We start from the raw sequence: 22,787 nt of genomic DNA, 5'->3' as shown, positions 1-22,787 counted from the left end.
GTACTTCAAACGCATGACTATCAAGCGCTACCAGCTCCTGTACTGATAGCAATCTGGAACAGCAAACGGTCGAAGCGCGCTTCATCCAGCCAGGGGCTGTTGCTGATCGCCACCAGGCGCGCAGCCCAGTCGCGCGCGCGCTCCAGCCGGTCGCAGCGGGCAGAGGTGAGCACATGGTCGTAGCGCCCGTAGTCGGGCAGCACATGGACGAAGGGCAGGGACAGGCCGCTGCCATCGCCCCAGTGGCGCCGGACCAAGGCATTGCGCGCGGCGGCCGTGGGCAGGCGCAGCAGGATCACGGGCCAGGTGCCCCGGGCCTGGGCACAGGCATGGCCCACGATCTCGACACCCGGGATCGCGGCCAGGCGCGCGCAGCGCCCTGCGGCCTGCTGCGCGGTCTGCTGCAGAAAGGCCGGCAGGCGCTGCAAGGCGCGCGCGCCCACGCGCTGGCGCCAGCGGCCCAGAGGGTGCTGGGGAATGAAGTCATCGAAGTCGTCGCCCGCCGCCGCGACCCAGTCGCCGCGCGCCAGGGCTTTCTTCAGCGGCATGCCATAGGCCAGGCCCAGGCCCTGCGGGCGGTACAGCGCCGCATAGCCCAGGAGCTCCAGGCTGCGGCGCAGCTCCCAGAGCCGGCTGGGCCTGACCTGCTCGCCGGCCCGCGCCAGGGCCGCGCGCAGGCCGGCATCGCGCGCCACCAGCACACCGCCCTCAAAGGTGGTCAGCCCCTTGCCCACGGCCAGGCTGTAAAAGCCGATGTGGCCCTGCCAGCCCACGGGCTCCTCTCCATGGGGCAGGCCGACGCGCGCGCCCAGGGCCTGGGCCGCGTCTTCGATCACATAGGCTCCGACCACACGCGCGCAGGCCATGGCCTGGGCCACATCGGCCACGCGCCCGCACAAGTGCGTGGGCAGCACGGCCAGGGTCTGCGGGCCGCAAAGGCTGCGCAGGACGTCACCATCCATGTCCAGCGCATCGCTGCGCAAATCGCACAGGCGCAGCCGCAGCCCGCAGCGCGCCACGGCCAGGGCCACCAGCGGGCAGGTATAGGCGGGGACGATGACTTCATCGCGCTGCGGCTCCAGGGCGCGCAGCGTGCGCAGGGCAAGCAGCAGGGCCGAGGTGCCCGAGCAGGTCAGCTGCACCGAGGCAAGCCCCAGCCACTGCGCCAGTGCCGGTGCAAGTTCCTCCCTGCCCCATGGCCGCAGATCCGCCAGGCGCAGCGGCAGCCCGGCCGTGGGCGGTGCAGCGAATTCAAGCATGGCGGCCGGATTCGGCAAGATGGGCCACGCCTGCGCTGGCCGAGCCCGCGCCGGGGTTGCCGCCTGCAGGGCCTGCGCCGTCTTCCGGGTCCCGGGCCTCGCGCGTTTCGCTCACGGCCAGGCAGGCGATGCCGGCCACGATGAAGCCGCAGCCCAGGATTTGCGGCCAGCCGATCTGCTCGTTGAACAGCCAGTAGGAAAAGGCCAGCACCGAGAGAATCTCCAGATGCGATGCCGCAAATGCCGGCCCTATGGGCGCGCGCTGCAGCAAGGTCATCCACGAGAAGAATGCGCCTATGTAGCCTATGAAGGCGCCATAGATCCAGGGCTGGCTGAACACGCGCAGCAGCCATGCGGATGAAAATTCCAGCGGCAGCGCCGCATTGCCGGCCTGCTTGAAGCTCAGCTGGGCCAGGGTGTCGAACGCCATGAGCACCAGAAAGCCGATGATGTAAAAGCGCCTCATGTCTAGCCCAGCCCCACAATCCCTACGCCGATAGACACCAGCACGATGCCTGCCACCCGCATGGGAGCGAGTTTCTCCTTGAACAGCACACGCCCCAGCACCATGATGGCCACGATGTTGATCGAGCCCAGCAGCACGCCGTCGGACAGCGGCACCAGGGACAGAAAGGCCAGCCACAGCACGAACTCCGCCACATAGCAGCCCACGCCCAGCCACAGCCAGGGGCGGGCCGCCATGAAGCGCCAGCGCTGCATGCCGGCCATTGCGCCGGGCTCGCTGGCCGCCGCCTTGAAGGCCAGCTGGCCGCCGCTGTCCACCAGTACGTTCAGCACCCAGAGGGTGATCACCAGGGGCGACATATCGCTACCCATGGGCACCACCCGTCCCGGTCCCGGCCGTGCCCGCGATCCTGGCCACGAATTCGTTGACCCTGGCGATCACCGTGCGCCGCTCGCGGTCTATGGTGATCATGTGGTAGCAGTTGTCCAGCAGCACCAGCTCCACGCGGGCCCTGGTCGCGCGGCGCACGATGTCGTGCGCGTTGCCCACGGCCGAGATGTCGTCCTCTTTGGCATGGATCACCAGGCAGGGTGCGCGCAGTCTGTCCAGCCGCGCCAGTACATGGGCCGAGAGCCGGCGCAGTTCCACCACCGACCACCAGGGATTGCCCGGCAGGCCTGCAGCCGCGCTGTCGCCGCCCAGCATCTGCTCGACGATGCGTGCGCGCAGGGCCTCATCCTTGATGCCATAGGGCGGCTGCTCCATGAACACGCTGTGGCGGCCGATGCCCAGCGCACGAAACAGGGGCAGCAGAAAGGACAGCCGGGTGTAGACGGGCATGCTCCAGCCGTCATAGCGGAACGTGGTGGACAGCGCACAGACCCCGGACACCTTGTCCGCATGTTTTTCAGCCACCGCCAGGGACAGCAAGGCCCCCATGGACAGGCCGCCGACCACCACATGCTCGACCTGCGCGGCCAGGCGCAGCAGGCCTTGCTCCACGCTGGTCAGCCAGTCCGTCCAGCGCGTTTCCAGCAAGTCCTCCATGCTGCCGCAGTGGCCTGCGAGCTGCACCGCATACACGGTAAAGCCCTGCTTGTTCAAGCCCTTGGCCAGCACGCGCATCTCGGCCGGCGTGCCGGTCAGGCCATGCACCAGCAGCACGCCCGTGCGCGCGGCATGGCCATGGCCGGGCAGGACGAACTCATGCCCGGTCACGCAAAGCTGTGCCAGCGGCATGGCCGCCAGCTCCTGACGCGCACTCATGCCATGGCCTCCTGGCCCTGCACCAGCCTGTCCAGCCACGGCGTGGCCTGCGCAAAGTCGATGAACGGCGCATGGGCTATGCCCTGGCTTGCGCAATGGGCGATGAGCCTGTATTTGGCGAACACGAAATCGGCCCGACCCGAGACGCAGAAATCCGAGGTGCTGTCGCCCACATAGAGCACGCGGCCATGCACGGCCTGTTGTTCAGCCAGGCGCTCGCACTTGCAGTTGCCGCTGGCGCGCTTGCAGCGCGCGCTGGCCCAGGGCGACTCCAGACGCCAGCGGCGCTCATCCACCTGCTCCAGCCGGTTGGCAATGACTTCGAGATGACCCAGGCCATGGCGGTTCAGCACATGGTGTATCGCACGGTCCAATCCATCGCTGACCACCTGCACCACCATGCCATGGGCCTGGGCACTGGCCACAAAGCCCGCAAAGCCGGGGTCGATGGCAATCGTGTCCAGATGGGCACCGAGCTGCGCCTCGCTCATGTCCAGCAAGGCCACCTGGCCCTTCATGCACTCGCGTGAACCTATCTTGCCGCGCTCCCAGTCCTCTTCGAGCTGCTGCCATCCCGGCAGGCCGAAGCGGTTGAGCAGGCTGTCGGTCACATCGACCAGACTGATCGTGCCGTCGAAATCGCTTTGCACCATCCACCCCGGTGCGCTCGTGTCGTCCGCCTCCCAGGGGGAAGCGGCGGCGCCGCTCAGGGGGTTGTCAAGTTCATTCATGGAATTGCACCCTCACGTTCTGCCCCACGCGCAGGCCCGACGGGGGCTGCTCGAAGCGGAGCACGCTCTCGACCACGCGCACGGGGCCGCGCTGCTGGTCTTCCTGCAGGCGGGCCAGGCCATAGACGGGGCTGATGCGCGCCACTCTGGCCTCGGGCAGGGTCGCGGCCGGGCTGCCGTCGCCGTCCAGCACCACCGTGGCCTTCATGCCCGGCTTCACGGCCGAGGCAAAGCTTTCGTTGATCTCCGCCCGCACCTGCAGTGGTCTGGCGGGCAGCAGCACCAGGGCCGTGAGCCCGGGCTGGGCCTGGCTGCCCACGGCCGTATTCAGGCGCGCCACGACAGCGGCTTCGGGCGCACGCAGCTCATGGCGTTTTTGCAGTGCCCGCAGCTGTTCGAGCTTGCGCTGGGCCACACGGGCCTCGGCCTGGCTCAACGCGACCTCGGCCTCGGCATCGCGCAGCGCCTGGGCAGCCTCGTCCACGCTCTGGCGATCGGCCGCGTCGGCGTGCTCGGCGGCGCGCCAGCGCTCCAGGCTTTGCCTGAGCTGGGGCAGCCGCGCCAGACGCGACTTGTGGCGAGCCTGGGCCAGAGCCAGTTCGGACTCGGCCACGCCCAGATCGGCCTGGGCGGTTTCATCGGCCAGGCGCAGCAGCAACTGGCCACGCTTTACGCTCTGGCCTTCCTCGACTGCAATCTGCTGCACCATGCCCGCCGTGGCGGGAGACAGCTCCAGCAAGCCGCCCTCGACCTCCACCTTGCCGCGCGCCACGGCCACTACCGCAGCGGGCTGCGCCCTGGTCTGCGCTGCGCCCTGGCGGCCGGTCGGTGCATCGTTTGATGGGCCACAGCCCGCGACCAGCCCTGCCATGGTCAAAGCGGCCAGCAAGCTGGCGCTACGGCTCGCAAGGGAAGCCAGGCTCCGCACCTTGGCAAGCAGCCCCTTTCCCCACAGGAGCGAGGGCGTAAGGCCCAGGGCGCGGCCCCACAGCGAATCAGTCGCTCCCTTCTGCGGAAAGGCGCATACGCGACTCAGGGGGTACTTCATAGATTTTCCTTGATGGCAGCAAGCTGGCGCCTGTCACTGCATATGGCGCCGTCTTCCATGCCGAGCACACGGTCGGCATGGCGCACCAGACGCGGGTCATGGCTCACACACAACACCGTCGTGCCATGCATTCGCGCCGCGCGATGCAGGATGTCGATAACGCGCTGGCCGCTCTCGGCGTCCAGTGCACTCGTGGGCTCGTCCGCGAACAGCAACTCGGGCCGCTTGGCCATGGCGCGCGCAATCGCCACACGCTGCTTTTCGCCACCCGAGAGCTGGGCGGGCCGCATATGGCTGCGATGGGACATGCCCACCTCCTCCAGCACCGCTCGCGCGCGCTGCAAGGACTCCTTGTCGCTGAGACCCATATAGCCCAGTGGCAGTTGCACCTGCTCCAGCGCCGTGAGCGCGGGGAACAGGTTGAAGCCCTGGAACACAAATCCCGTGTGACGCAGCCGGAATTTTTCCAGCGCACGCGCGCTCATGCGGCCCAGGTCCTGGCCCAGAGCCATGGCCTGGCCGCTGTCCGGTGACTGCAGTCCCGACATCAGCGACAGCAAGGTGCTCTTGCCGCAGCCCGATGGGCCGGAAATCAGGCTGAGCTCGCCCGGATAAAGGCTGATCGACAGAGACTGCAGCACCTGCACGCTGACCACGCCCGACAGAAACGACTTGCTCAGGCGCACGGCCTCCAGGCTGGGCTGAACCTTGGGGCGATCCGGGCCAATCTGGGTGGCTTGCATGGCAGGGGACGACATGGTCATGGCTTAACGCAACAAGCTGGCCGGATCGGCGCGCAGCAGACTGCGCATGGCGCCCAGCCCCGACAACAGAGAAAGCACGGCCACCAGCAGCGCGCACAGCGTAACGGCCATGGGCGTCAGCGCCACAGGCACGCGATACGCCATGGCCAGGGCCAGCAGCAGGCTGCTGACCACGGCGGCCAGCACAAAGCCCAGTGCCCCTATCCAGAAGGACTGTTCAATCACAACCCGGCCCAGGGCGCCACGGCTCACGCCCAGGGCGTTGAGCACCGCATATTCACGTGCCGAGGCCGCAACAACGGCCTTGAGCGACTGGCTGGTGACCACCGAGCCCACCAGGCAGACGATCAAGGCCATGAACAGCACACCCGCACCGGCCCCCGTGTCCAGCATCCAGTAACGCTGGGAGCGGCGTGCAAAATCCCTGGCCGTCCAGGCCTCATACGGGCCAAAGCTGGCCTGGGCGGGGCTGGCCTGGTTGAGCCGGTCCCTCACGCTGGCCGGCTTGACGCCCTGGCGCAGACGGGCCACGAAATAGGTGCCGCCCGCCTCATGCCCGGGCCCGGCGATCTCGCGCGCCGTGGCCAGCGAGGACAGTACATTGGCCCCACCCAGGCCGCGCAGCCCGCTGACCGCCGCCACCACGCGCACGCGGTGGCCGTTGATCCAGGCCACACCGCCCTCTTGCGCGCCCAGCGTGCCCAGGTCGGCCTGGTCGACGATGACCGCACCGGGCTCGCGCAGGCGCTCGCGCTGCCAGGGCTGGAGCACGCGTGCAAACAGCATGGACGAGGCTTCGGTGGCAATGCCCGACAGATAGATCGACACCCCGCCATGGGCGTCGCCCTGGCCGGTGCTGGCCGCGCGCCAGTCGCCATCGACCCAGACATAGGGCTCGACGGCCGTGATGTCAGGATCCATGCGCAGGCGCATCTCCACATCGCGGCCTATGTCCCGGCCGAAGTTCACGCTCTGGGTGCCCGGATAGCCGACCCAGATCTGGGCGCTGGAGGCCGTCACATAGAGCGCAGCCGAGCCGAAGATGCCCAGCACCAGCGCCGCCTGCATGACCAGCAGCACGCCCGAGAAGCCCACCGCAAAGACCGAGGGCACAAAGCGACGCCACTCATATACCAGTGTCTTGCGCGCCAGTGCAATCATGCGCCCGGCCCCCCGCCCTCATACCCATCCTCGGGCAGGGGCGCCGCGCCCAGGGCCTTGTAGAGGGCCACATAGGCCAGGGCCTGGGCGGCCTGCGCCGTGGCCTGATCGCTGCGCGCCACGATCGCGGCTCGCTGCCCGGCCAGAGCGCCGAACTCGCTGTCCAGCCCCAACTGGCGACGCTTTTGCTGGCGCTGGTTGCTCTGCTGCAGACTGTCCTGCACCTGCTGCAGCGCAATCAGGCGCCGGCCCTGGGCCGTGAGTCCGGCCAGCGCCGTCTCGACCTCGGCCACCGCATCGAGCACCTGCTGTCTGTAGGCCTGGCCCGCAGCCTGCAGCGCCAGCTCGCTGGCATCGGCGCGCGCGCGGCGCTGGCCCCAGTCGAACAGCGGAATGTCGATCTGCGGGCCCAGGGTGGGGATGTTGTCCGAGGTGGTGCGAAAGTTCTGCGTGAGGTTGTAGGAGTACAGCAGGGATCCTGCAAGCACCACGCGCGGATACAGCGCAGCCTGGGCCAGCCCGGCCTCGGCGGCCGCACGCTCGACAGCAGCCTGGGCGATGCGTATGTCGGGCCGGGTGCGCAGCATGTCGGCAGGCAGGGCCGTCAAGCCCAGAGCCTGGGTCGAAGGCAGGCCCGCCTTCTCATCGGCTGCCAGCCAGCCGGCCTCGGGGCGGGCCTGGCCCAGCAAGGCCGCCAGCGCATGGGCTGCGCGCGCCTGGGCCAGCTCCATATCCGCCTGCTGGGCTGCGGTGTGTGCGGCCTGCTGCTGCAGCAGCAGCACGGCCTCGGCCGTGCCCAGACGCTGCTGCTGACGCACGCGGGCCAGGGCCAGGCCGCGCTGGTCCAGCCGGGCCTGCTCGGCAAGCAGCGCGCGCTGGCGCTGGGCCAGGCGCAAATCCAGGTAGTGATGCACCACATCCGCCACCAGGGCCACGCGCGCGGCCTGCAGCCGTGCCTTGGCGTCCAGCAATTCGGCTGCGCGCGCGCGCAGACTGGATTGCGAGGCACCAAAAAGCCCGAGGTCCCAGGCCATGTCGATGCTGGCATGGAAGTAGGAATCTATGGCCGCAATGTCCTGCAGCGTGCGCACATTGCCCGAGAGCACGGGCTTGAAGGCCGCATCCGCCACACCGGCCAGCCTTTGCCTGGCCTTGAGCCTGAGCTCGACCTGGGCCAGATCCTGGTTGGCCGCGAGAGCCTGCTCCACGACGGCGTCCAGCCGGGCATCGCCCCAGGCCTTCCACCAGCCGCGCAAATCGGGCGCAGGGGCGGCGAGATCGCGCCCCTGGGTCCAGGCCGCGGGCAGCGCATCATCGAGCCGGGCCTCCGGCGGGGTGACGCACCCGCCCAGCACCAGGGCCGCGCCCAGGCTCAGGCAGAGAAAGCGGGGCGTTGCAGCCATAGTCGAGGTGGGGGAAGGGAGAAGACGCGAAAACACAAACGGGGAAACAAATCCCCGGATGAAGATTCAAGCAAGCCAATCTTGCGCAACATTGCAGGCTTTGTGTAGCGAATATGGAGAAGCCCGCCCCTGGCAGCCACCCTCCATAATGCGAGGTTGCCAACGACTACAGGTCTTGTGGATTGCCAGCGTCATGAACTCCAGCCCCCCGTCTGCGAACACGCCTCTGGTGCTCGTCGTCGAAGATGAGCCCGGTATTGCCAACATCCTGGCCGCTTATCTGGAGCGCGATGGGCTGCGCTCGCGCCTGGCTCAGGACGGGCTGGAGGCCGTGCAGCTGTTTCGCCAGCTGCGCCCCGACCTGGTCCTGCTGGACATCCATCTGCCCGGCATAGACGGCATCGACGTGCTGCGCGCCATCCGCGATGACGGCCAGACCCCGGTCATCATGGTCACGGCCCTGGCCGACGATGTGGACAAGCTGCTGGCCCTGCGTCTGGGCGCCGACGACTATGTGGTCAAGCCCTTCAACCCGCCCGAGGTCGTGGCCCGCATCCGCGCCGTGCTGCGGCGCACGCATGCGGCGCCCAGCAGCGCACCTGCACCGCTGCGCGTCGGCCCCATCGAGATAGACACCGAGGCGCACAGCGCGGCTGTCTATGGCGAGGATGGGCGGGCCATCGCCCTGGCGCTCACCCTGACCGAATTTCGCCTGCTGGCCTGTCTTGCGGCCCAGCCCCGGCGCTGCTTTTCGCGCGCCCACCTGATCGAGCATTGCCTGCCCGAGAGCGAGGCCCTGGAGCGCGTGATCGACTCCCACCTGTCCAAGCTGCGCCGCAAGCTGCAGCTCGCAGGCCAGGACGGCCTGATCGAGACCGTGCGCGGCATCGGCTACCGCCTATGGCCCTGGGACTGAACACCCGACGCATCTGGGTACGCTTCGGCCTGTGGGTCACGGCGGCCGTGCTCAGCACGATTGCATTGCTGACCCTGGGCGTGTTTGCGTTCTCCGAGATCCAGTACCGCAGCTTCTACCGCAGCCTGCCGCCGACCGTGCAGCAGGAACTCGACGAGCTCAATGCGCGCGAGCTGGAGGACAGCCCGCGCGCGATGGAGATCTACAGCCAGTACTGGAGCGGAGACCTGCTGTTCGGCGAAAAGTGGTCCCTGCTCATAGGCCTGCTGGTAAGCCTGCCCTTTGGCCTGGCCGTGGGCTTCTGGGTCTCGCGGTTCGTGACGCAGCCCCTGGCCTCGATGGTCGAGGTCGCCAAGCGCGTGGAGCAGGGCGACTTCAGCGTGCGCGCCCTGCCCGGCAACTCGCATGGCGAGTTGGCCGAGATGGTCGATGCCTTCAACCGCATGATCGATGCGCTGGAAACCCTGGAGGCCGAGCGCCGCGCCACGGCGGCCTCGATCTCGCACGAGCTGCGCACGCCGCTGACCGTGCTGCAGGCCCACCTGCATGCGATGTGCGACGGCGTGATCGCCACCGACCGGGCCGAGCTCCAGACCCTGTTGTCCCAGGTCCGGCACCTGGGGCGGCTGGTCGGCGACCTGCATCTGCTGTCGATTGCCGACGCCGGCCAGCTGTCGCTGCAAAAGCAGCGCCTCGACCTGGCACAGCTGCTGGCCGGCACCCTGGAGCAGCTGCAGCCCCAGCTCCAGCAGCACGGGCTGGCGCTGGATCTGGACCTGCCCGAGCCTTCAGACGACGGGCTGTACGACGTGCGCGCGGATGCCGACCGCATGCGCCAGATCATCACCAACCTCGTGAGCAATGTCATACGCCACGCGGCCGCCGGCCAGTGGCTGGGCCTGCGGCTGACGCGCGAGCTCAAGGGCACAGGCCAGGTCCTGGTGGTGCTGCGCATCAGCGATGCCGGGCCGGGCCTGCCCGACGAGTTGCGCGACGATCCCTTTCAGCGCTTTGCCCAGGCCCCGGGCCAGCGCAGGCGCGAGGGCTCGGGCCTGGGCCTGTCCATCGTCAAGGCGCTGACCCTGTCCCAGGGCGGCAGCGTGCAGGCCGGCGAGTCCGAGCGCGGCGGCACCTGTTTCACGCTGCGCTTTCCCGGCGTGCTCTGAGCAGCGCTCTCGAAGGGGCAACTCTAGCCTGACGCGCCGGCTTGCGTCCCGGCCATGGCCTCGCGCAGCAAGGCATGCATGGCCCAGCGCAAGGGCTGGCGCAACTGCCCCGCAGCCCGCTGCGGGCCCAGGGCCAGCAGCGATTGCGAGACCCAGCCATAGGTGAGCGTGTGCAGCAGTCTGGCCAGCGGCTCCACGGGCACGGGCAGCGGCGCAGGCCCGGACTCCAGCGCCGAGACCCATAGCTGAACATAGGCCTGGTAGTGGCGCCTGAAGGGCTCGGCCGCCGACACCTTGCGCTCCACGAGAAACAGCTGGGCCCACATGGGCGCATCGCGCAGCACCTCGTCGATCAGGGCCGACTGCAGCGCATCCGCACGCACGAGCGCATCGTGCTCTGCACCGAGATCGCATTCGGCCAGGGCCTGGCGCCCGCACGCATGCAGATTGCGCACCTGGTTGTGTATGCACATCGCGGCCAGGGCCTGCATGTTGCCGAAGTATTCGTAGAACGTACCCACGCCGACGCCGGCCACGGCCGCCACCTCGCGGACCGTGGTGCGCTCGAAGCCTTTTTCGGCCACAAGCCGAACAAAGGAATCCTGCAGTGCCTGCGAGGTCGCCAGAGCCCGCGACTGCAGGGGGCGCCGCCGCACTTTGGCCGGCGGCGAGAGCTTTCGGGAAACCCGAACACCTTTGGCAGTCATTTTTCCTAGACTTTGATGGATAGATGAACGATCACGGAGACCGCCATGAATGCCTGGGACACACACGAAGTTCTCAACCAGTTTGACGAACTCAGCAACTTCAACCTGCTGGATGCCGACCCGGCCCTGGCCGAGGCCCTGGTGCGCAACGGCGCCCGGCAGCATCTGGCCTCGCTTTCCGACTATGCCCAGCGACTGGGCGCACAAGCCACCTGGGATCTGGCCGAGCAGGCCAACCGCCACACGCCCGAGCTGCACCGCTTCGACACGCGCGGCAGATTGCTGGACCGCGTGGAGTTTCACCCCAGCTGGCATGCGCTCATGGAACTATACCGGCAGCAAGGCCTGATCTCCCTGCCCTACGAGGATCAGCGCCCAGGCCGCTGGAGCGCCTGGGCCGCCGGCTTTTACCTGCACGGCCAGGTCGAACAGGGCACGCTGTGCCCCGCGACCATGACCACGGCGGCGATTCCGCTGCTGCAAAAAGAGCCAGCGCTGTGGGCCGAGCTCGGCGACAAGCTGCTGAGCCACGAATACGACGAGCGCGACCTGCCGATCGCGCAGAAGAAGTCCATCTGGATCGGCATGGGCATGACGGAAAAGCAGGGCGGCTCGGACGTGCGCGCCAACACCACGGTGGCCATGCCGGTCGGCGAAGGCGGGCGTGGCGGCGAATATCTGCTGCGCGGCCACAAATGGTTCTTCTCGGCCCCGATGTGCGATGCCCACCTGGTCGTGGCGCGCATGGGCGAAGGTGGCGGCCACGCCTGCTTCTTCGTGCCGCGCTGGCGCCCCGACGGCAGCAAGAACGCCGTGCGCGTGCAGCGCCTCAAGAACAAGGTCGGCAACCGCAGCAACTCCAGCAGCGAGGTCGAGTTCGAGGATGCCTGGGGCATTCTGATGGGCGAGGAAGGCCGGGGCATTCCGACCATCATCGAGATGGCCACCTACACGCGCCTGAACTGCGTGCTGGGCAGCGCAGCGATTTTCCGCTCGGCCACGGCCCAGGCCATTGCCTATGCGCGCCAGCGCATGGTGTTCGGCAAGCGCCTCATCGACCAGCCCCTGATGCGCAGCGTGCTCGCCGACCTGGCGCTCGAAGGCGAAGCCGGCCTGCAGATCTCCATGCACCTGGCCCAGGCCTACGAGAGCGAGGACGAGGCGCTGGCCCGTGCCTGGAAACGCATCATGACGCCAGCCGCCAAGTTCTGGGTCTGCAAACGCGGCGTGGAGCTCACGGGCGAGGCCATGGAAGTGTTCGGCGGCAACGGCTATGTGGACGACGGCGTGCTCGCGCGTCTGTTCCGCGAGGCGCCCGTGAACTCCATCTGGGAAGGCTCGGGCAACGTCATGTGCCTGGACGTGCTGCGCGCCATGGCGCGCGAGCCCCAGGCCGCGCAGCTGCTGCTGCAAAACCTCATCGACATGGCCGAGGGCGACAGCGTGCTGCTGGGCCTGGCCAAGTCCCTCGCACAAAGGCTGAGCCAGCCGCCCGAGCAGTTGGAGCCCCAGGCGCGCCGCCTGGTGCAGGATCTGGTGCTGCTGGCCCAGGCCTGCCTGCTGCGCCAGCATGCGCCGGAGTTCATGGCCCAGGGCTTTATTGCCACGCGCCTGGGTGCCCAGGCCGGCGGCATGGTGGTCGGCGCGTTCGATCCCAAGGGCCTGGAGGTGGAGGCCATCTTGCAGCGCGCCCTGCCGCAATGACCGCCCGGGCTGCGCCCTCCTCCCTCGAAGATGGGACGGTGCGCGCCGGTGTTATCGTTTGCTGAATTAATTGATAGCTGGTACCACTTGTCTGTGCTTTGTTTCAGATAGAAAGCATGCTGAAACATAGAAGGGGCAAGCGGTACCAGCTCCTATAAAAACCAGAGGAGACAAGATGAACCTGCTCGATGCCTTCGACAGTGCTGCGCGCAAGACGCCGGCCAAGGATTTTCTGCGCTACCAGGGCGCATCCATCAGCTATGCGCACATGCAGCAGCGCAGCCGCCGCGCAGCCGCCGTGCTGCAGGCCCAGGGCGTGGGCCCGGGCGATCGTGTGGCACTGATGTGCTTCAACACCCCGGGCTTTGTGGATGCTCTGTTCGGCGCCTGGCGCCTGGGCGCGGCCGTGGTGCCCGTCAACCACAAGCTGCAGGGGCCGGAGCTGCAATACATTCTTGCCCATTCGAAGGCCAAGGTGCTGGTGTTCGATGCCGCCCTGGCCGCCGTGGCTGCGGCCACCAGCCATGACTGCCGGCACCTGGTCACGGAGTCGGCAGGCCAGCCGCCGGCCGGCGTTGCCGACTGGGATGCGCTGCTCGCCTCGGCCCCCGAAATACAGGGCCAGCGCCCCGCAGACGAGGACATCGCCCAGGTGCTCTATACCTCGGGCACCACGGGCAAGCCCAAGGGCTGCCTGCTGAGCCACCGCGCGGTCACGCTGTCGGCCATGACGGCGGCCCTGGGCCTGTCGATCACGCGCGAGGAACGCACCCTCATGGCCATGCCGATCTGGCACTCCTCGCCGCTGAACAACTGGTTCGGCGGCACGCTCTACATGGGCGGTACCGTGGTGCTGCTGCGCGAATACCATCCCCAGCACTTCCTGCAGAGCGTGCAGGACGAGCGCGTGACGCTGTACTTCGGCGCGCCGGTCTCCTTCTTCGCGCCGCTGCAGATGCTGCCCAACTTCACGGACTACGACCTCTCCAGCGTGCGCGCCTGGGTCTACGGCGGCGGCCCCATCGGCGCCGAGCAGGCCAAAAAGCTGATCGCCACCTACCGCAGCGACCGCTTCTACCAGGTCTACGGCATGACCGAGACCGGCCCTACGGGCACCACGCTCTACCCCGAGGAGCAGATCGAACGCGCGGGCTCCATAGGCCGCGTCTGCCTGCCCGGCGTGGACATGCGCGTGGTCTGCGGCGACGACGAGCGCGATGCCCGGCCCGGCGAGATCGGCGAGATCTGGCTGCGCACGGACAGCGCAATGCAAGGCTATCTCGACGACGACAAGGCCACGGCCGCAGCCTTTGCGCCCGGCGGCTGGTACCGCACGGGCGATCTCGTGCGCCTGGACGATGCCGGCTATCTGTTCATCGTGGACCGCAGCAAGGACATGGTGATCACGGGCGGCGAGAACGTCTACTCCAAGGAGGTCGAGGACGCGCTGTCCGCCCACCCCGACGTGGCCGACGTGGCCGTGGTCGGCAAGCCCCATCCCGAATGGGGCGAGACCGTGGTCGCCCATGTGGTGCTGCGCAACCAGGCCCAACTGCAGGCCGAGGATCTGCAGCTGTTCCTGGCCGACAAGCTCGCGCGCTACAAGATCCCGCGCGAGTTCGTGTTCGCCACCGACCTGCCGCGCACGCCCACGGGCAAGCTGCAAAAGTTCATGCTGCGCCAGCGCTGAGCCCGCAGGATTCGGACGCCGGCCGGGGCCGGCGCACAGGGCTCGGGGCTTGCAGATAAAATGCGAAGAATTCTCATTCGCGCCACACCAGCCCATGTCCGCCGGCTCTTCCTCCCGCAGCCAGACCTCTGCCGATCCGGTTCAGCTCCTGTACACCGCCCACCACGGCTGGTTGCTGGGGCTGCTGCGCCGTCGGCTGAACTGTCCGCACGGCGCGGCCGATCTAGCGCACGACACCTTTGTGCGCGTGCTGCAAAGGCCCGAGGCCGTACCCGATCTGCGCGAGCCGCGCGCCTACCTCACCACCATCGCCCGGGGGTTGCTGTACGACCACTGGCGCCGCCGTTCGCTGGAGCAGGCCTGGCTGGACACACTGGCCGCCCTGCCCGAAGACATGGTGCCCAGCCCCGAGGAGACCCTGTCCATACGCGAAACCCTGCAACAGCTCGACGATATGCTGGGCCGCCTGGCGCCCAAGGCCAGAGAGGCCTTTGTGCTCTCGCAGCTGCAAGGCCTGGGCTATGCACAGATCGCAGCCCAACTGAAGGTGAGCGAGCGCACCGTCAAGCGCTATATGGCCCAGGGCTTCGAGCTGTGCCTGACGCTGATGGATTGACCACCATGCCAAGCCCCACGCTGGAGCCCGCCGTCATCCGCCAGGCCGCGCAATGGCTGGTGCGCCTGCACGCAGACTCTGCCGATGCACAAGAGCATGCGGCCTGCGCGCGCTGGCGGGCAGCCGACCCGGCCCATGAACAGGCCTGGCAAAAGGCCGAGCGCCTGGCGCGCCAGTTCGGTGCGGTGCCCCCCGCACTGGGCGTGCCGGTGCTGACACGCAAGACCGCGGCCGTGCAGCGCCGTGCCCTGCTGCAAACCCTGGCCGTGCTGGGCGTGGTCGCCCCTGCGGCCTGGCTGGGATGGCGCCAGGCCCCCTGGCAGGGCTGGGCCGCCGATTACGCCACCGCCACGGGGGAACGCCGGCACCTGGACCTGCCCGATGGCAGCCGACTGGCACTCAACACCGCCAGCGCCGTCGACCTGGACTGGAACCCCAGGCAACGCCTGGTGCATCTGCGCCGTGGCGAGATCCTGGTGCAGACCGCGCCCGATCCGCTGCAGCGGCCTTTTCTGGTTGCCACGCCCCAGGGCCGGCTGCGCGCCCTGGGCACCCGGTTTACCGTGCGCCTGCACGAGGCCGTGGGGGATGGCGATGCCAGCACCACATTGCAGGTGCTGGAACACCGCGTCGAAGTCACACCTGCCATGGGCTTCGAGCCGCCGCAAATCGTGTCTGCAGGCCAGGGCCTGGGCTTCACAGCCAGCACCTTCGGCCCGTTGCAGCCCAACCCCGATGAGGCCAGTCTGGCGGCTGGCGAGCCCGGCTGGACCCAGGGCGTGCTCTATGCCGATGGCATGCGGCTGGACGATTTTCTGGCCGAGCTGGCGCGCTACCGCCCCGGCGTGCTGCGCTGCGACCCGGCTGTGGCAGGGCTGCGCATCTCGGGCGCCTACCAGCTGGGCGATACCGACCAGGTGCTGCGCATGCTGGCCGCCACCTTGCCGGTGGCCGTGGTCCAGCGCACGCGCTGGTGGGTCATGGTGAGCCCCTTGCAGGCATGAAGCAGCCGTCGCTGCAGCAGCGCTGATTTATTTTTCAAACCATCTGGCACTTTGCCTGTCACTGGTTCGGCAACAGAGAGATGGCCTGGCTCACAGGCCGCTTTTTCACCGACTGCCCTGAACCACCGCATGACTGCATTCTCCCCCTCTTCCGCCTTGCGTCCCATCGCCCAGGCCTGCCTGCTCGCGCTGGCGGCCGGCACGGCCGGCCATACCCCGGCGGCCCTCGCCCAACAGCCGTCCGCTGCGGCCACGGCCCGCAGCTACCAGATCGCCCCTGGCCCGCTGGGCCCGGCGCTGTCGGCCTTTGCCGGCCAGTCGGGTGTGTCGCTGTCCTTCACGCCGGAGCAAACCCAGGCGCTGCGCACCAGCGGCCTGCAGGGCCAGTTCAACGTGGAGCAGGGCTTTGCCCAGTTGCTGGCCGGCACCGGCCTGCGTGCCGTGGCCGCATCCGGCGGCGGCTATATGCTGCAGACCGCGCCCGCCGTGCACTCTGCCTCCCCATCGTCCACCTCACCCGCCTTGCAGGAGGTGACGGTGCAGGCCCAGGCCGAGCGCAGCGACGGCAGCACCGACGGCACGGGCCGCTACACCGCCGCCGGCCCCAGCGCGGCCGCCACCGGCCTGGCGCTGACGCTGCGCGAAACACCGCAGTCCGTCACGGTGTTCACCCGCCAGCGCATGGAAGACTTCAAGCTGCAGACCTTGACCGATGTGATGGAGCAAACCCCGGGCCTGACAGTGAGCCGCCAGAGCCAATGGACCACCTTCAATGTGCGCGGCACCACCGCCAATCTGCAGGTGGATGGCGCACGCCAGCTCAGCAGCGGCTGGGGCTTTAACACCTACACGCTCTACACCACGGACGACCTGGCCGACATCGACCGTGTGGAAGTGCTCAAGGGCGCCTCCGGCCTCATGAATGGCGACGGCAACTATGGCGCCACCATCAACCTGATCCGCAAGCGCCCCACCAAGGAGTTCCAGGCCCATGCCGAAGCCAGCATCGGCAGCTGGGACAGCTACCGCGCCGATGCCGACATCGCCGGCCCGCTGAACGCCGAAGGCAGCCTGCGCGGGCGTCTGGTGGCCTCGGAAAAGCGCGCCCACAACTTCCGCGACTTCGAGCGCTCCAGCGGCAGGCTGCTGTATGGCACGCTGGAATACGACCTGACGCCGGACACCCTGGTCAGCGCCGGCCTCACCTACCGCGAGCGCACGCTGCGCGGCTCCAGCGCCACCACACCCATACAGGCGTATTCCGGCAACGGAGATTTCGTGGGCTGGATGCCCCGCTCCTACAACAACGGCGCACGCTGGGCCGGCTACGACCAAAAAGGCATCAATCTGTTCTCCCGCGTGGAGCACAACTTCGGCCGGGGCTGGAAGGCCAAGCTGCAGCTGGTGCATGAGGAAATCGAGATCCCCGACCAGTTGCTGGGCTATATGAACAACGCCATCCCCGGCGCGGTGAACTATGGCCGCTATCAGGACAACACCACGCGCAACCAAAGCCTGCAGCTGGATGTGCAAGGGCCGTTCACGCTGTTCGGCCGCGAACATGATCTGCTGCTGGGTGTCGGCGCCTCCAAGAGCCGCATCAAGCTGCTGCGTGGCGATGGCGGCAACACCACGCTGGGCGCACTCGGCCTGGACTATGCGCAAGGTGGCGGCATGCTGGCCAGGCCCGATATGGACGGCCTGAGCTACTCCAACGATCTGTTCAGCCGCAAGCGCAACTACGTCTATGCGGCAGGCCGCTTCCACCTGGCCGACCCCCTCAAGCTCATCGTCGGAGCGCGCGCCACCAACTACGACCAGAAAGACGTCTCCGATGTCAGCTGGTACAACTACAACCTCCGCGAGCGCGGCGTGGTCACGCCCTATGCCGGCATGGTGGTGGATGTGGCCCGCGATGTGTCGCTGTATGCCAGCTACGCCAGCATCTTCCAGGCCCAAAGCGCCAAGGACGCCAACCAGCACACCCTGCCGCCGGAAGAAGGCAAGACCTACGAGATCGGCGCCAAGGGCGAGTTCTTCGACAAGCGCCTGAACGCCAGTGCCGCCTACTTCTGGATGAAGACCGACAACACCGCCGAAACCGTGGGCCAGACCGCCAATGGCGAAACCATTTCGCGCGCGGTCAGCGGTGCATCGCGACGCGGCTGGGAGCTGGAGCTGTCGGGCGAGCTGGCCCGTGGCTGGCAGGCCCAGGGCGGCGTGGTCATGAACAGCAGCACGCTGAACACCGCCAGCACCACGCCCAAATACCAGTTCAAGCTGGGTACCACCTACCAGTTCCGCGACCCGGCCCTGCAAGGCCTGACCGTGGGCGCCTCCACGCGCTGGCAAAGCGCCATCTCCACCAGCCGGGGCGCCACCACCTTGCGCCAGGACGCCTACTGGTTGCTGGACCTGATGGCCCGCTACCAGATCAACCGCCACTGGAGCGTGGCCGCCAATCTGAACAACGCTTTCGACAAGCACTACTTCTCCGGCATGACCAACTTCAACGCCCAGGGCCTGTTCTACACCTGGGGCGCACCGCGCAGCCTGAACGTCAGCGCCCGCTACGACTTCTAGAGCATGCTTGCGGCCTCCAGGCGGCGCCGAGGAGGTCGTAAACCCGCGCTCAGCCGCTGGAAGCACATGGCGGATAGAATGCGATTCGTTCGCATTTGCAACAATCGTCATGTCCGCCCCCTCTTCTGCCCACGCCCAGGCCACCCAGGATCTGTATTTGCAGCACCACAGCTGGCTGGTGGCCCGGCTGCGCCGCAAGATGGGCTGCGCCTGGGACGCGGCCGATCTGGCGCAAAACACTTTTTTGCGGCTGCTGACCGCGCGCGGTCCGGCGCTGGAGCAACTGGCCGAGCCCCGCGCCTACCTCACCACGATTGCCCAGCGCCTGCTGGCCAACCACCTGCGCCGCCGCCAGATCGAACGCGCCTACCTGGATGCACTGGCCCTGCAGCCCGAACCCACGGCCCCGCCCCCTGATGTGCGCCTGATGGTGCTCGAGACCCTGGTGGCCATAGACCGCCTGCTGGACGGCCTGCCCCTGGTGGCTCGCAAGGCTTTTTTGCTGTGGCGGCTGGAGGAGCTGACGCAGGAGCAGATCGCCACGCAGCTGAATCTTTCACGCACCACGGTGCGCCGGCATCTGGCCGCTGCGGCAGAACGCTGTTATTTCCATGTCGACTGAGCCCATACCACCCACCGTGGCACGTGAAGCCGTGCACTGGTTGCTGGAGCTGGGTGAGGCCTCCAGCGCATCAGAAACCCAAACCCAACACACCCAGCAGCAGTGGCAGGCCTGGCTGGCGGCCGATCCGCAGCATGCCCGCGCCTGGCAGCGCATTGCCGAGGTGGATGCACAGCTGCGTGGCCTGCCCACGCCGGTGGCACTGCAAACGCTGACCGCACCCGGCATGGGCCGCCGCCATGCAGTGCGCCTGGCCGTGCTGCTGTCTGCCGGCACCGGTGGCCTGCTGGCCGCGCAGCACAGTGATCTGGGCAGCTATGCCTGGCAGCAACTGGCTGCCGACTGGTCCACCACCACAGGGCAGCGGCGCGAGGCCGTGCTGGCCGACGGCACGCGGGTGCTGCTGAACACCGCCACGGCCGTGGATGTGCGCTACACGGCCACGGAACGCCTGATCGTGCTGCGCGCCGGCGAGATCCTGGTGCAGAGCGCCCCCGACCACCAACCGGATGCCGCCACCGGCGCGCCGCGCCCCTTGCGCGTGCGCACGGCAGAAGGCCTGGTGCGCGCCCTAGGCACACGCTTCAGCGTGCACCAGCAGGACGGCCGCACGGCGGTGGCCGTGCTCCAGGGTGCGGTGGAGCTGCTGCCCGCCCAGTACCCGCAGCGCAGCCTGCGGCTGGATGCCGGCGAGCAAAGCCATTTCACGGCCCAGGAAGTGGGCACCACGCAAGAGCTGCAGCAAGCCAGTGCCGCCTGGAGCGAGGGCATGCTGGTGGCCGACGACATGCCCCTGGCCGAGTTTCTGGCCGAGCTGTCCCGCTACCGCAGCGGTGTGCTGCGCTGCGCGCCCGATGCGGCGCAGCTGCGCGTTTCCGGCTCCTATCCCTTGGCCGATACCGACCGCGTGCTGGCCGCGCTGACGCGCTCGCTGCCGGTGGACATCCACACCCGCACCCGCTGGTGGGTGACGGTGGTGCGGCGCGGCTGAGGCTGCTCTAAAACTTTCAAATTCATAGCTGCCAGCGCTTTATCCATAAGCGCTACAGCCATTTTTAAGGCAAATCTCACAAAACCCGGCCATTTGCGCCGCCCTGCGTGTCAAGCCCTACAGACACACCGCTGCGATCTGCGCGGTGCGCCACCCGCAACGCCATGGATGCAACGACACGCCGAGGGAACCACCGCATGAGCCGCCACTTTTTCACCACCGGTGCTGCCACCCGCAGCACCGCTTTTGCCGCGCAGCTGCTGTGCGCCAGCCTGGCCCTGTATGCCAGCGCACCACAGGCACAGACTGCCGCCACCACAGCGCAGGCACAGGCCCGCAGCTACGCCATTCCCGCCGGCCCGCTGGCGGGCGCGCTCAACCAGCTGGGGCGCGAATCCGGGGTGTTGATCACCTTCTCGCCCGCACTCACCGCAGATGCACACACCCAGGGGCTGAACGGCCGCTACACCGTGCCCCAGGCACTGGCGGCCCTGTTGGCAGGCACCGAGCTGGAGGCCCAGCCCGATGCCAGCGGCAGCTATGCGCTGCGCCGCCTTGCCACCGTGCACCCCGCAACCAGCGCCACCAGCCTGGCCGAGGTGCGGGTCACTGCCGAGGCCACACGCAGTGCCACCACCGAAGGCACGGGCAGCTACACCACACGCAGCACAGCGGCGGCCACGGGGCTGAACCTGTCTCTGCGCGAAACGCCTCAGTCCGTGAGCGTGCTCACACGCCAGCAGATCGAGGACCTGAACCTGACCTCCATTGGCGAAGCCGCCAAGCACATTACAGGGATTTCCACCATCAGCTCGGACAGCGACCGCACCGACCTCAACGCACGCGGCTTCTACATCGACACCTACCAGTACGACGGCGTACCGACCTTTGTCGCCAACGACTTTTTCGGCGCCTCCATGCTCGACCCCATCATCTACGACCGCATCGAGGTCGTGCGCGGAGCCACCGGCTTGATGAGCGGCGCGGGCAATCCCGGGGCTTCGGTCAATCTGGTGCGCAAACGTGCGAGCAGCAAGGAATTCACGGGAACGGCTTCGCTGGCCGCAGGTAACTGGGCGGACCATCGTGGCGCGCTCGATTTATCAATACCCTTGAGCAAAGATGGCCGCGTGCGTGCCCGTGTGGCCGCCATGGCCGAGGAGCGAGACTCCCACCTAGAGCGCTACCACACGCGTAATCGCGCCCTGCTGGCCACGGTGGAGGCCGACCTCACCCCCAGCACCACGGTCTGGGCTGGCTGGGAGCACCAGGCCAAGCGCCCCACGGGCGTGACCTGGGGCGGCCTGCCCATGGTCTACAAAGATGGCACTCCCACGCACTGGGCACGTTCGTTCAGCATAGGCGCAGACTGGACCTACTGGAACACAACCAGCGACACGGTCTACGCAGGCCTAGAGCATCGCCTGGACAACGGCTGGGCGATCAAGGCCAACGCCAGCCGCCTGGAAAGCGACTACGAGTCCAAACTGTTCTATCTGCTGAGCCAGCCCGAGCAGAACACCGGCACCGGCCTGAACCCCTTCCCCAACTACTCGCGCCAATCGTTCGCACAGAACAGCGCCAACCTGCAGGCCACAGGCCCGTTTTCCCTACTGGGCCGTGAGCACGAAGCCGTCCTTGGCCTGACCGCCAGCCAATCCAACTATCGTTATGGCAACTTCGCGTATACGGCCAGTCCTATCGGCAGCATCTTCGACTGGGACGGTTCCTACCCGGAGCCGATCTGGGGGAATTTCCAGGCGCTGGGCAACGACCGCACACGCCAGCATGCCCTGTACGGCGCGGTGCGTCTGTCGCTGAGCGATGACCTCAAGTTCATCATCGGTGGCCGCCAGACGCGTTGGGAAAGCCGCAGCATCAGCACCACACGGCAACACGACGTGTTCACACCCTATGCCGGCGCGATCTTCAACCTCGACACGACCTATGCGATCTACGCGAGCTACACCGACATCTTCCAACCCCAGAACTACCAAAGTGCCAGCGGCGCCTACCTGGACCCGGTAATCGGCAAAAGCTACGAAGCCGGCATCAAGGCCGCCTACCTGGATGGCCGTCTCAACGCCTCGTTCGCCGTTTTCCGCATCAACCAGGACAACGTGGCCGTGCTGGATGACAACGCCCTGGTCAGCGGCACGACCAACCAGGCCTACCGTGGTGAAAAAGGGGTGCGCAGCAAAGGCTTCGAGGCCGAACTGTCAGGCGAGCTGGCCAAGGGCTGGCAGCTGTCTGCAGGCTTCGCGCGTACCCTGGCCCAGGATGCCGAGGGCGCACGCCTGCAGCCACAGCGCCCGCGCAACCTGGCTCATATGTTCACCTCTTACCGCCTGCCAGGCAGCTGGAGCCAACTGACCGTGGGTGGCGGGCTTCAGTGGCGTGGTGATACCTATGCCACGACCACCACATCCACGGGGGTGGAGGCACGGCGTGGTCAGGGCTCCGTGGTGCTGGCTGACCTGATGCTCAGCTATGCCTTCACGCCTCAGCTCAGCGGCCAGCTCAATGTCAGCAATCTATTCGACAAGCACTACTACGACTTTGCGGGCTCCCAGATCTACTACGGGGCACCACGCAAGGCCATGCTGACGTTGAACTACAAATTTTGATGTCCTCGTGGCTGGCGCGTGGCTAGCGCTGCCAGTCACGATCAAGGGCGCTGCTGCGCAGGC

At 67.6% G+C, this 22,787-nt stretch carries 20 protein-coding genes; 10 read left to right on the top strand and 10 right to left on the bottom strand.

Going from position 1 to position 22,787, the window contains the following annotated elements; translation table 11 throughout:
- Nucleotides 1-20: 20 nt before the first annotated feature.
- The 9 genes from G486_RS0104290 to G486_RS0104250 all read right to left on the bottom strand — a co-directional run bounded on the left by G486_RS0104290 (nt 21) and on the right by G486_RS0104250 (nt 8,098).
- The gene (locus G486_RS0104290) at nt 21-1,259 is read right to left on the bottom strand and encodes a DegT/DnrJ/EryC1/StrS family aminotransferase (protein WP_027014422.1); all 1,239 of its coding nucleotides are present in this window, start codon (nt 1,257-1,259) and stop codon (nt 21-23) included.
- Nucleotides 1,252-1,725, bottom strand: coding sequence for a DMT family transporter (locus G486_RS0104285; RefSeq protein ID WP_027014421.1), 474 nt, complete (start codon nt 1,723-1,725; stop codon nt 1,252-1,254). Before G486_RS0104285 ends, G486_RS0104290 begins: the two co-directional genes overlap by 8 nt.
- A 2-nt stretch (nt 1,726-1,727) precedes the next feature.
- Nucleotides 1,728-2,096 (bottom strand): DMT family transporter, encoded by a 369-nt coding sequence (locus G486_RS0104280; protein WP_027014420.1) that lies wholly within the window; start codon nt 2,094-2,096, stop codon nt 1,728-1,730.
- Nucleotides 2,089-2,991, bottom strand: a complete 903-nt coding sequence (locus tag G486_RS0104275) for an alpha/beta hydrolase (RefSeq protein WP_027014419.1) — start codon at nt 2,989-2,991, stop codon at nt 2,089-2,091. The genes G486_RS0104280 and G486_RS0104275 overlap by 8 nt, the downstream gene beginning before the upstream one ends.
- On the bottom strand, nt 2,988-3,722 hold the full coding sequence (locus tag G486_RS0104270; protein WP_027014418.1) for an MtnX-like HAD-IB family phosphatase: 735 nt from the start codon (nt 3,720-3,722) through the stop codon (nt 2,988-2,990). Before G486_RS0104270 ends, G486_RS0104275 begins: the two co-directional genes overlap by 4 nt.
- The gene (locus G486_RS0104265) at nt 3,715-4,593 is read right to left on the bottom strand and encodes an efflux RND transporter periplasmic adaptor subunit (RefSeq protein ID WP_051303146.1); all 879 of its coding nucleotides are present in this window, start codon (nt 4,591-4,593) and stop codon (nt 3,715-3,717) included. The genes G486_RS0104270 and G486_RS0104265 overlap by 8 nt, the downstream gene beginning before the upstream one ends.
- Before the next feature lie 173 nt (nt 4,594-4,766).
- Nucleotides 4,767-5,528, bottom strand: coding sequence for an ABC transporter ATP-binding protein (locus tag G486_RS0104260; protein WP_342667323.1), 762 nt, complete (start codon nt 5,526-5,528; stop codon nt 4,767-4,769).
- A 9-nt stretch (nt 5,529-5,537) separates the two neighbouring features.
- A complete protein-coding gene (locus G486_RS0104255) occupies nt 5,538-6,695 on the bottom strand; it encodes an ABC transporter permease (RefSeq protein WP_027014415.1) in 1,158 nt (385 codons plus the stop codon).
- The gene (locus tag G486_RS0104250) at nt 6,692-8,098 is read right to left on the bottom strand and encodes a TolC family protein (protein ID WP_027014414.1); all 1,407 of its coding nucleotides are present in this window, start codon (nt 8,096-8,098) and stop codon (nt 6,692-6,694) included. Before G486_RS0104250 ends, G486_RS0104255 begins: the two co-directional genes overlap by 4 nt.
- 193 nt (nt 8,099-8,291) lie before the next feature.
- On the opposite strand from G486_RS0104250, the gene G486_RS0104245 reads away from it, so the two are divergent.
- The gene (locus tag G486_RS0104245) at nt 8,292-9,014 is read left to right on the top strand and encodes a response regulator (protein WP_027014413.1); all 723 of its coding nucleotides are present in this window, start codon (nt 8,292-8,294) and stop codon (nt 9,012-9,014) included.
- Nucleotides 8,999-10,180, top strand: a complete 1,182-nt coding sequence (locus tag G486_RS0104240; protein ID WP_027014412.1) for a sensor histidine kinase — start codon at nt 8,999-9,001, stop codon at nt 10,178-10,180. The genes G486_RS0104245 and G486_RS0104240 overlap by 16 nt, the downstream gene beginning before the upstream one ends.
- A gap of 23 nt (nt 10,181-10,203) precedes the next feature.
- On the opposite strand, the gene G486_RS0104235 is transcribed toward G486_RS0104240, so the two are convergent.
- Nucleotides 10,204-10,887: a TetR/AcrR family transcriptional regulator gene (locus tag G486_RS0104235; protein ID WP_027014411.1), complete on the bottom strand. Its 684-nt coding sequence runs from the start codon at nt 10,885-10,887 to the stop codon at nt 10,204-10,206.
- Between the two features lie 45 nt (nt 10,888-10,932).
- On the opposite strand from G486_RS0104235, the gene G486_RS0104230 reads away from it, so the two are divergent.
- The 8 genes from G486_RS0104230 (at nt 10,933) to G486_RS21515 (ending at nt 22,724) form a co-directional block, all read left to right on the top strand.
- Nucleotides 10,933-12,591: an isovaleryl-CoA dehydrogenase gene (locus G486_RS0104230; protein WP_027014410.1), complete on the top strand. Its 1,659-nt coding sequence runs from the start codon at nt 10,933-10,935 to the stop codon at nt 12,589-12,591.
- A 175-nt stretch (nt 12,592-12,766) separates the two neighbouring features.
- Nucleotides 12,767-14,281 (top strand): class I adenylate-forming enzyme family protein, encoded by a 1,515-nt coding sequence (locus tag G486_RS0104225; protein WP_027014409.1) that lies wholly within the window; start codon nt 12,767-12,769, stop codon nt 14,279-14,281.
- Between the two features lie 94 nt (nt 14,282-14,375).
- The gene (locus G486_RS0104220; protein WP_027014408.1) at nt 14,376-14,897 is read left to right on the top strand and encodes a sigma-70 family RNA polymerase sigma factor; all 522 of its coding nucleotides are present in this window, start codon (nt 14,376-14,378) and stop codon (nt 14,895-14,897) included.
- A gap of 5 nt (nt 14,898-14,902) precedes the next feature.
- Nucleotides 14,903-15,901, top strand: coding sequence for a FecR domain-containing protein (locus tag G486_RS0104215; RefSeq protein ID WP_034386669.1), 999 nt, complete (start codon nt 14,903-14,905; stop codon nt 15,899-15,901).
- A gap of 129 nt (nt 15,902-16,030) precedes the next feature.
- Entirely contained in the window at nt 16,031-18,484 is a 2,454-nt protein-coding gene (locus G486_RS0104210; RefSeq protein WP_034386598.1) for a TonB-dependent siderophore receptor, read from the top strand.
- 109 nt (nt 18,485-18,593) lie between these two features.
- Nucleotides 18,594-19,106, top strand: coding sequence for a sigma-70 family RNA polymerase sigma factor (locus G486_RS0104205; protein WP_027014405.1), 513 nt, complete (start codon nt 18,594-18,596; stop codon nt 19,104-19,106).
- Entirely contained in the window at nt 19,096-20,097 is a 1,002-nt protein-coding gene (locus G486_RS0104200; protein ID WP_034386595.1) for a FecR domain-containing protein, read from the top strand. The genes G486_RS0104205 and G486_RS0104200 overlap by 11 nt, the downstream gene beginning before the upstream one ends.
- Before the next feature lie 197 nt (nt 20,098-20,294).
- Nucleotides 20,295-22,724, top strand: coding sequence for a TonB-dependent siderophore receptor (locus tag G486_RS21515; protein ID WP_051303115.1), 2,430 nt, complete (start codon nt 20,295-20,297; stop codon nt 22,722-22,724).
- Nucleotides 22,725-22,787 lie beyond the last annotated feature (63 nt).

The sequence above is a fragment of the Comamonas composti DSM 21721 genome (assembly GCF_000429845.1).
Lineage (GTDB): Bacteria > Pseudomonadota > Gammaproteobacteria > Burkholderiales > Burkholderiaceae_C > Comamonas > Comamonas composti.
Note: the sequence above shows the minus strand (reverse complement) of the source record. Positions and strands in the feature narration are given on the sequence as shown.

Coding starts and splice junctions, on each gene's coding strand:
- G486_RS0104285 (WP_027014421.1), bottom strand. CDS start 1,725: ATGAGGCGCTTTTACATCATCGGCTTTCTGGTGCTCATGGCGTTCGAC.
- G486_RS0104225 (WP_027014409.1), top strand. CDS start 12,767: ATGAACCTGCTCGATGCCTTCGACAGTGCTGCGCGCAAGACGCCGGCC.
- G486_RS0104255 (WP_027014415.1), bottom strand. CDS start 6,695: ATGATTGCACTGGCGCGCAAGACACTGGTATATGAGTGGCGTCGCTTT.
- G486_RS0104250 (WP_027014414.1), bottom strand. CDS start 8,098: ATGGCTGCAACGCCCCGCTTTCTCTGCCTGAGCCTGGGCGCGGCCCTG.
- G486_RS0104275 (WP_027014419.1), bottom strand. CDS start 2,991: ATGAGTGCGCGTCAGGAGCTGGCGGCCATGCCGCTGGCACAGCTTTGC.
- G486_RS0104265 (WP_051303146.1), bottom strand. CDS start 4,593: ATGGCAGGGCTGGTCGCGGGCTGTGGCCCATCAAACGATGCACCGACC.
- G486_RS0104215 (WP_034386669.1), top strand. CDS start 14,903: ATGCCAAGCCCCACGCTGGAGCCCGCCGTCATCCGCCAGGCCGCGCAA.
- G486_RS0104270 (WP_027014418.1), bottom strand. CDS start 3,722: ATGAATGAACTTGACAACCCCCTGAGCGGCGCCGCCGCTTCCCCCTGG.
- G486_RS0104260 (WP_342667323.1), bottom strand. CDS start 5,528: ATGTCGTCCCCTGCCATGCAAGCCACCCAGATTGGCCCGGATCGCCCC.
- G486_RS0104210 (WP_034386598.1), top strand. CDS start 16,031: ATGACTGCATTCTCCCCCTCTTCCGCCTTGCGTCCCATCGCCCAGGCC.
- G486_RS21515 (WP_051303115.1), top strand. CDS start 20,295: ATGAGCCGCCACTTTTTCACCACCGGTGCTGCCACCCGCAGCACCGCT.
- G486_RS0104205 (WP_027014405.1), top strand. CDS start 18,594: ATGTCCGCCCCCTCTTCTGCCCACGCCCAGGCCACCCAGGATCTGTAT.
- G486_RS0104230 (WP_027014410.1), top strand. CDS start 10,933: ATGAATGCCTGGGACACACACGAAGTTCTCAACCAGTTTGACGAACTC.
- G486_RS0104220 (WP_027014408.1), top strand. CDS start 14,376: ATGTCCGCCGGCTCTTCCTCCCGCAGCCAGACCTCTGCCGATCCGGTT.
- G486_RS0104290 (WP_027014422.1), bottom strand. CDS start 1,259: ATGCTTGAATTCGCTGCACCGCCCACGGCCGGGCTGCCGCTGCGCCTG.
- G486_RS0104235 (WP_027014411.1), bottom strand. CDS start 10,887: ATGACTGCCAAAGGTGTTCGGGTTTCCCGAAAGCTCTCGCCGCCGGCC.
- G486_RS0104245 (WP_027014413.1), top strand. CDS start 8,292: ATGAACTCCAGCCCCCCGTCTGCGAACACGCCTCTGGTGCTCGTCGTC.
- G486_RS0104280 (WP_027014420.1), bottom strand. CDS start 2,096: ATGGGTAGCGATATGTCGCCCCTGGTGATCACCCTCTGGGTGCTGAAC.
- G486_RS0104200 (WP_034386595.1), top strand. CDS start 19,096: ATGTCGACTGAGCCCATACCACCCACCGTGGCACGTGAAGCCGTGCAC.
- G486_RS0104240 (WP_027014412.1), top strand. CDS start 8,999: ATGGCCCTGGGACTGAACACCCGACGCATCTGGGTACGCTTCGGCCTG.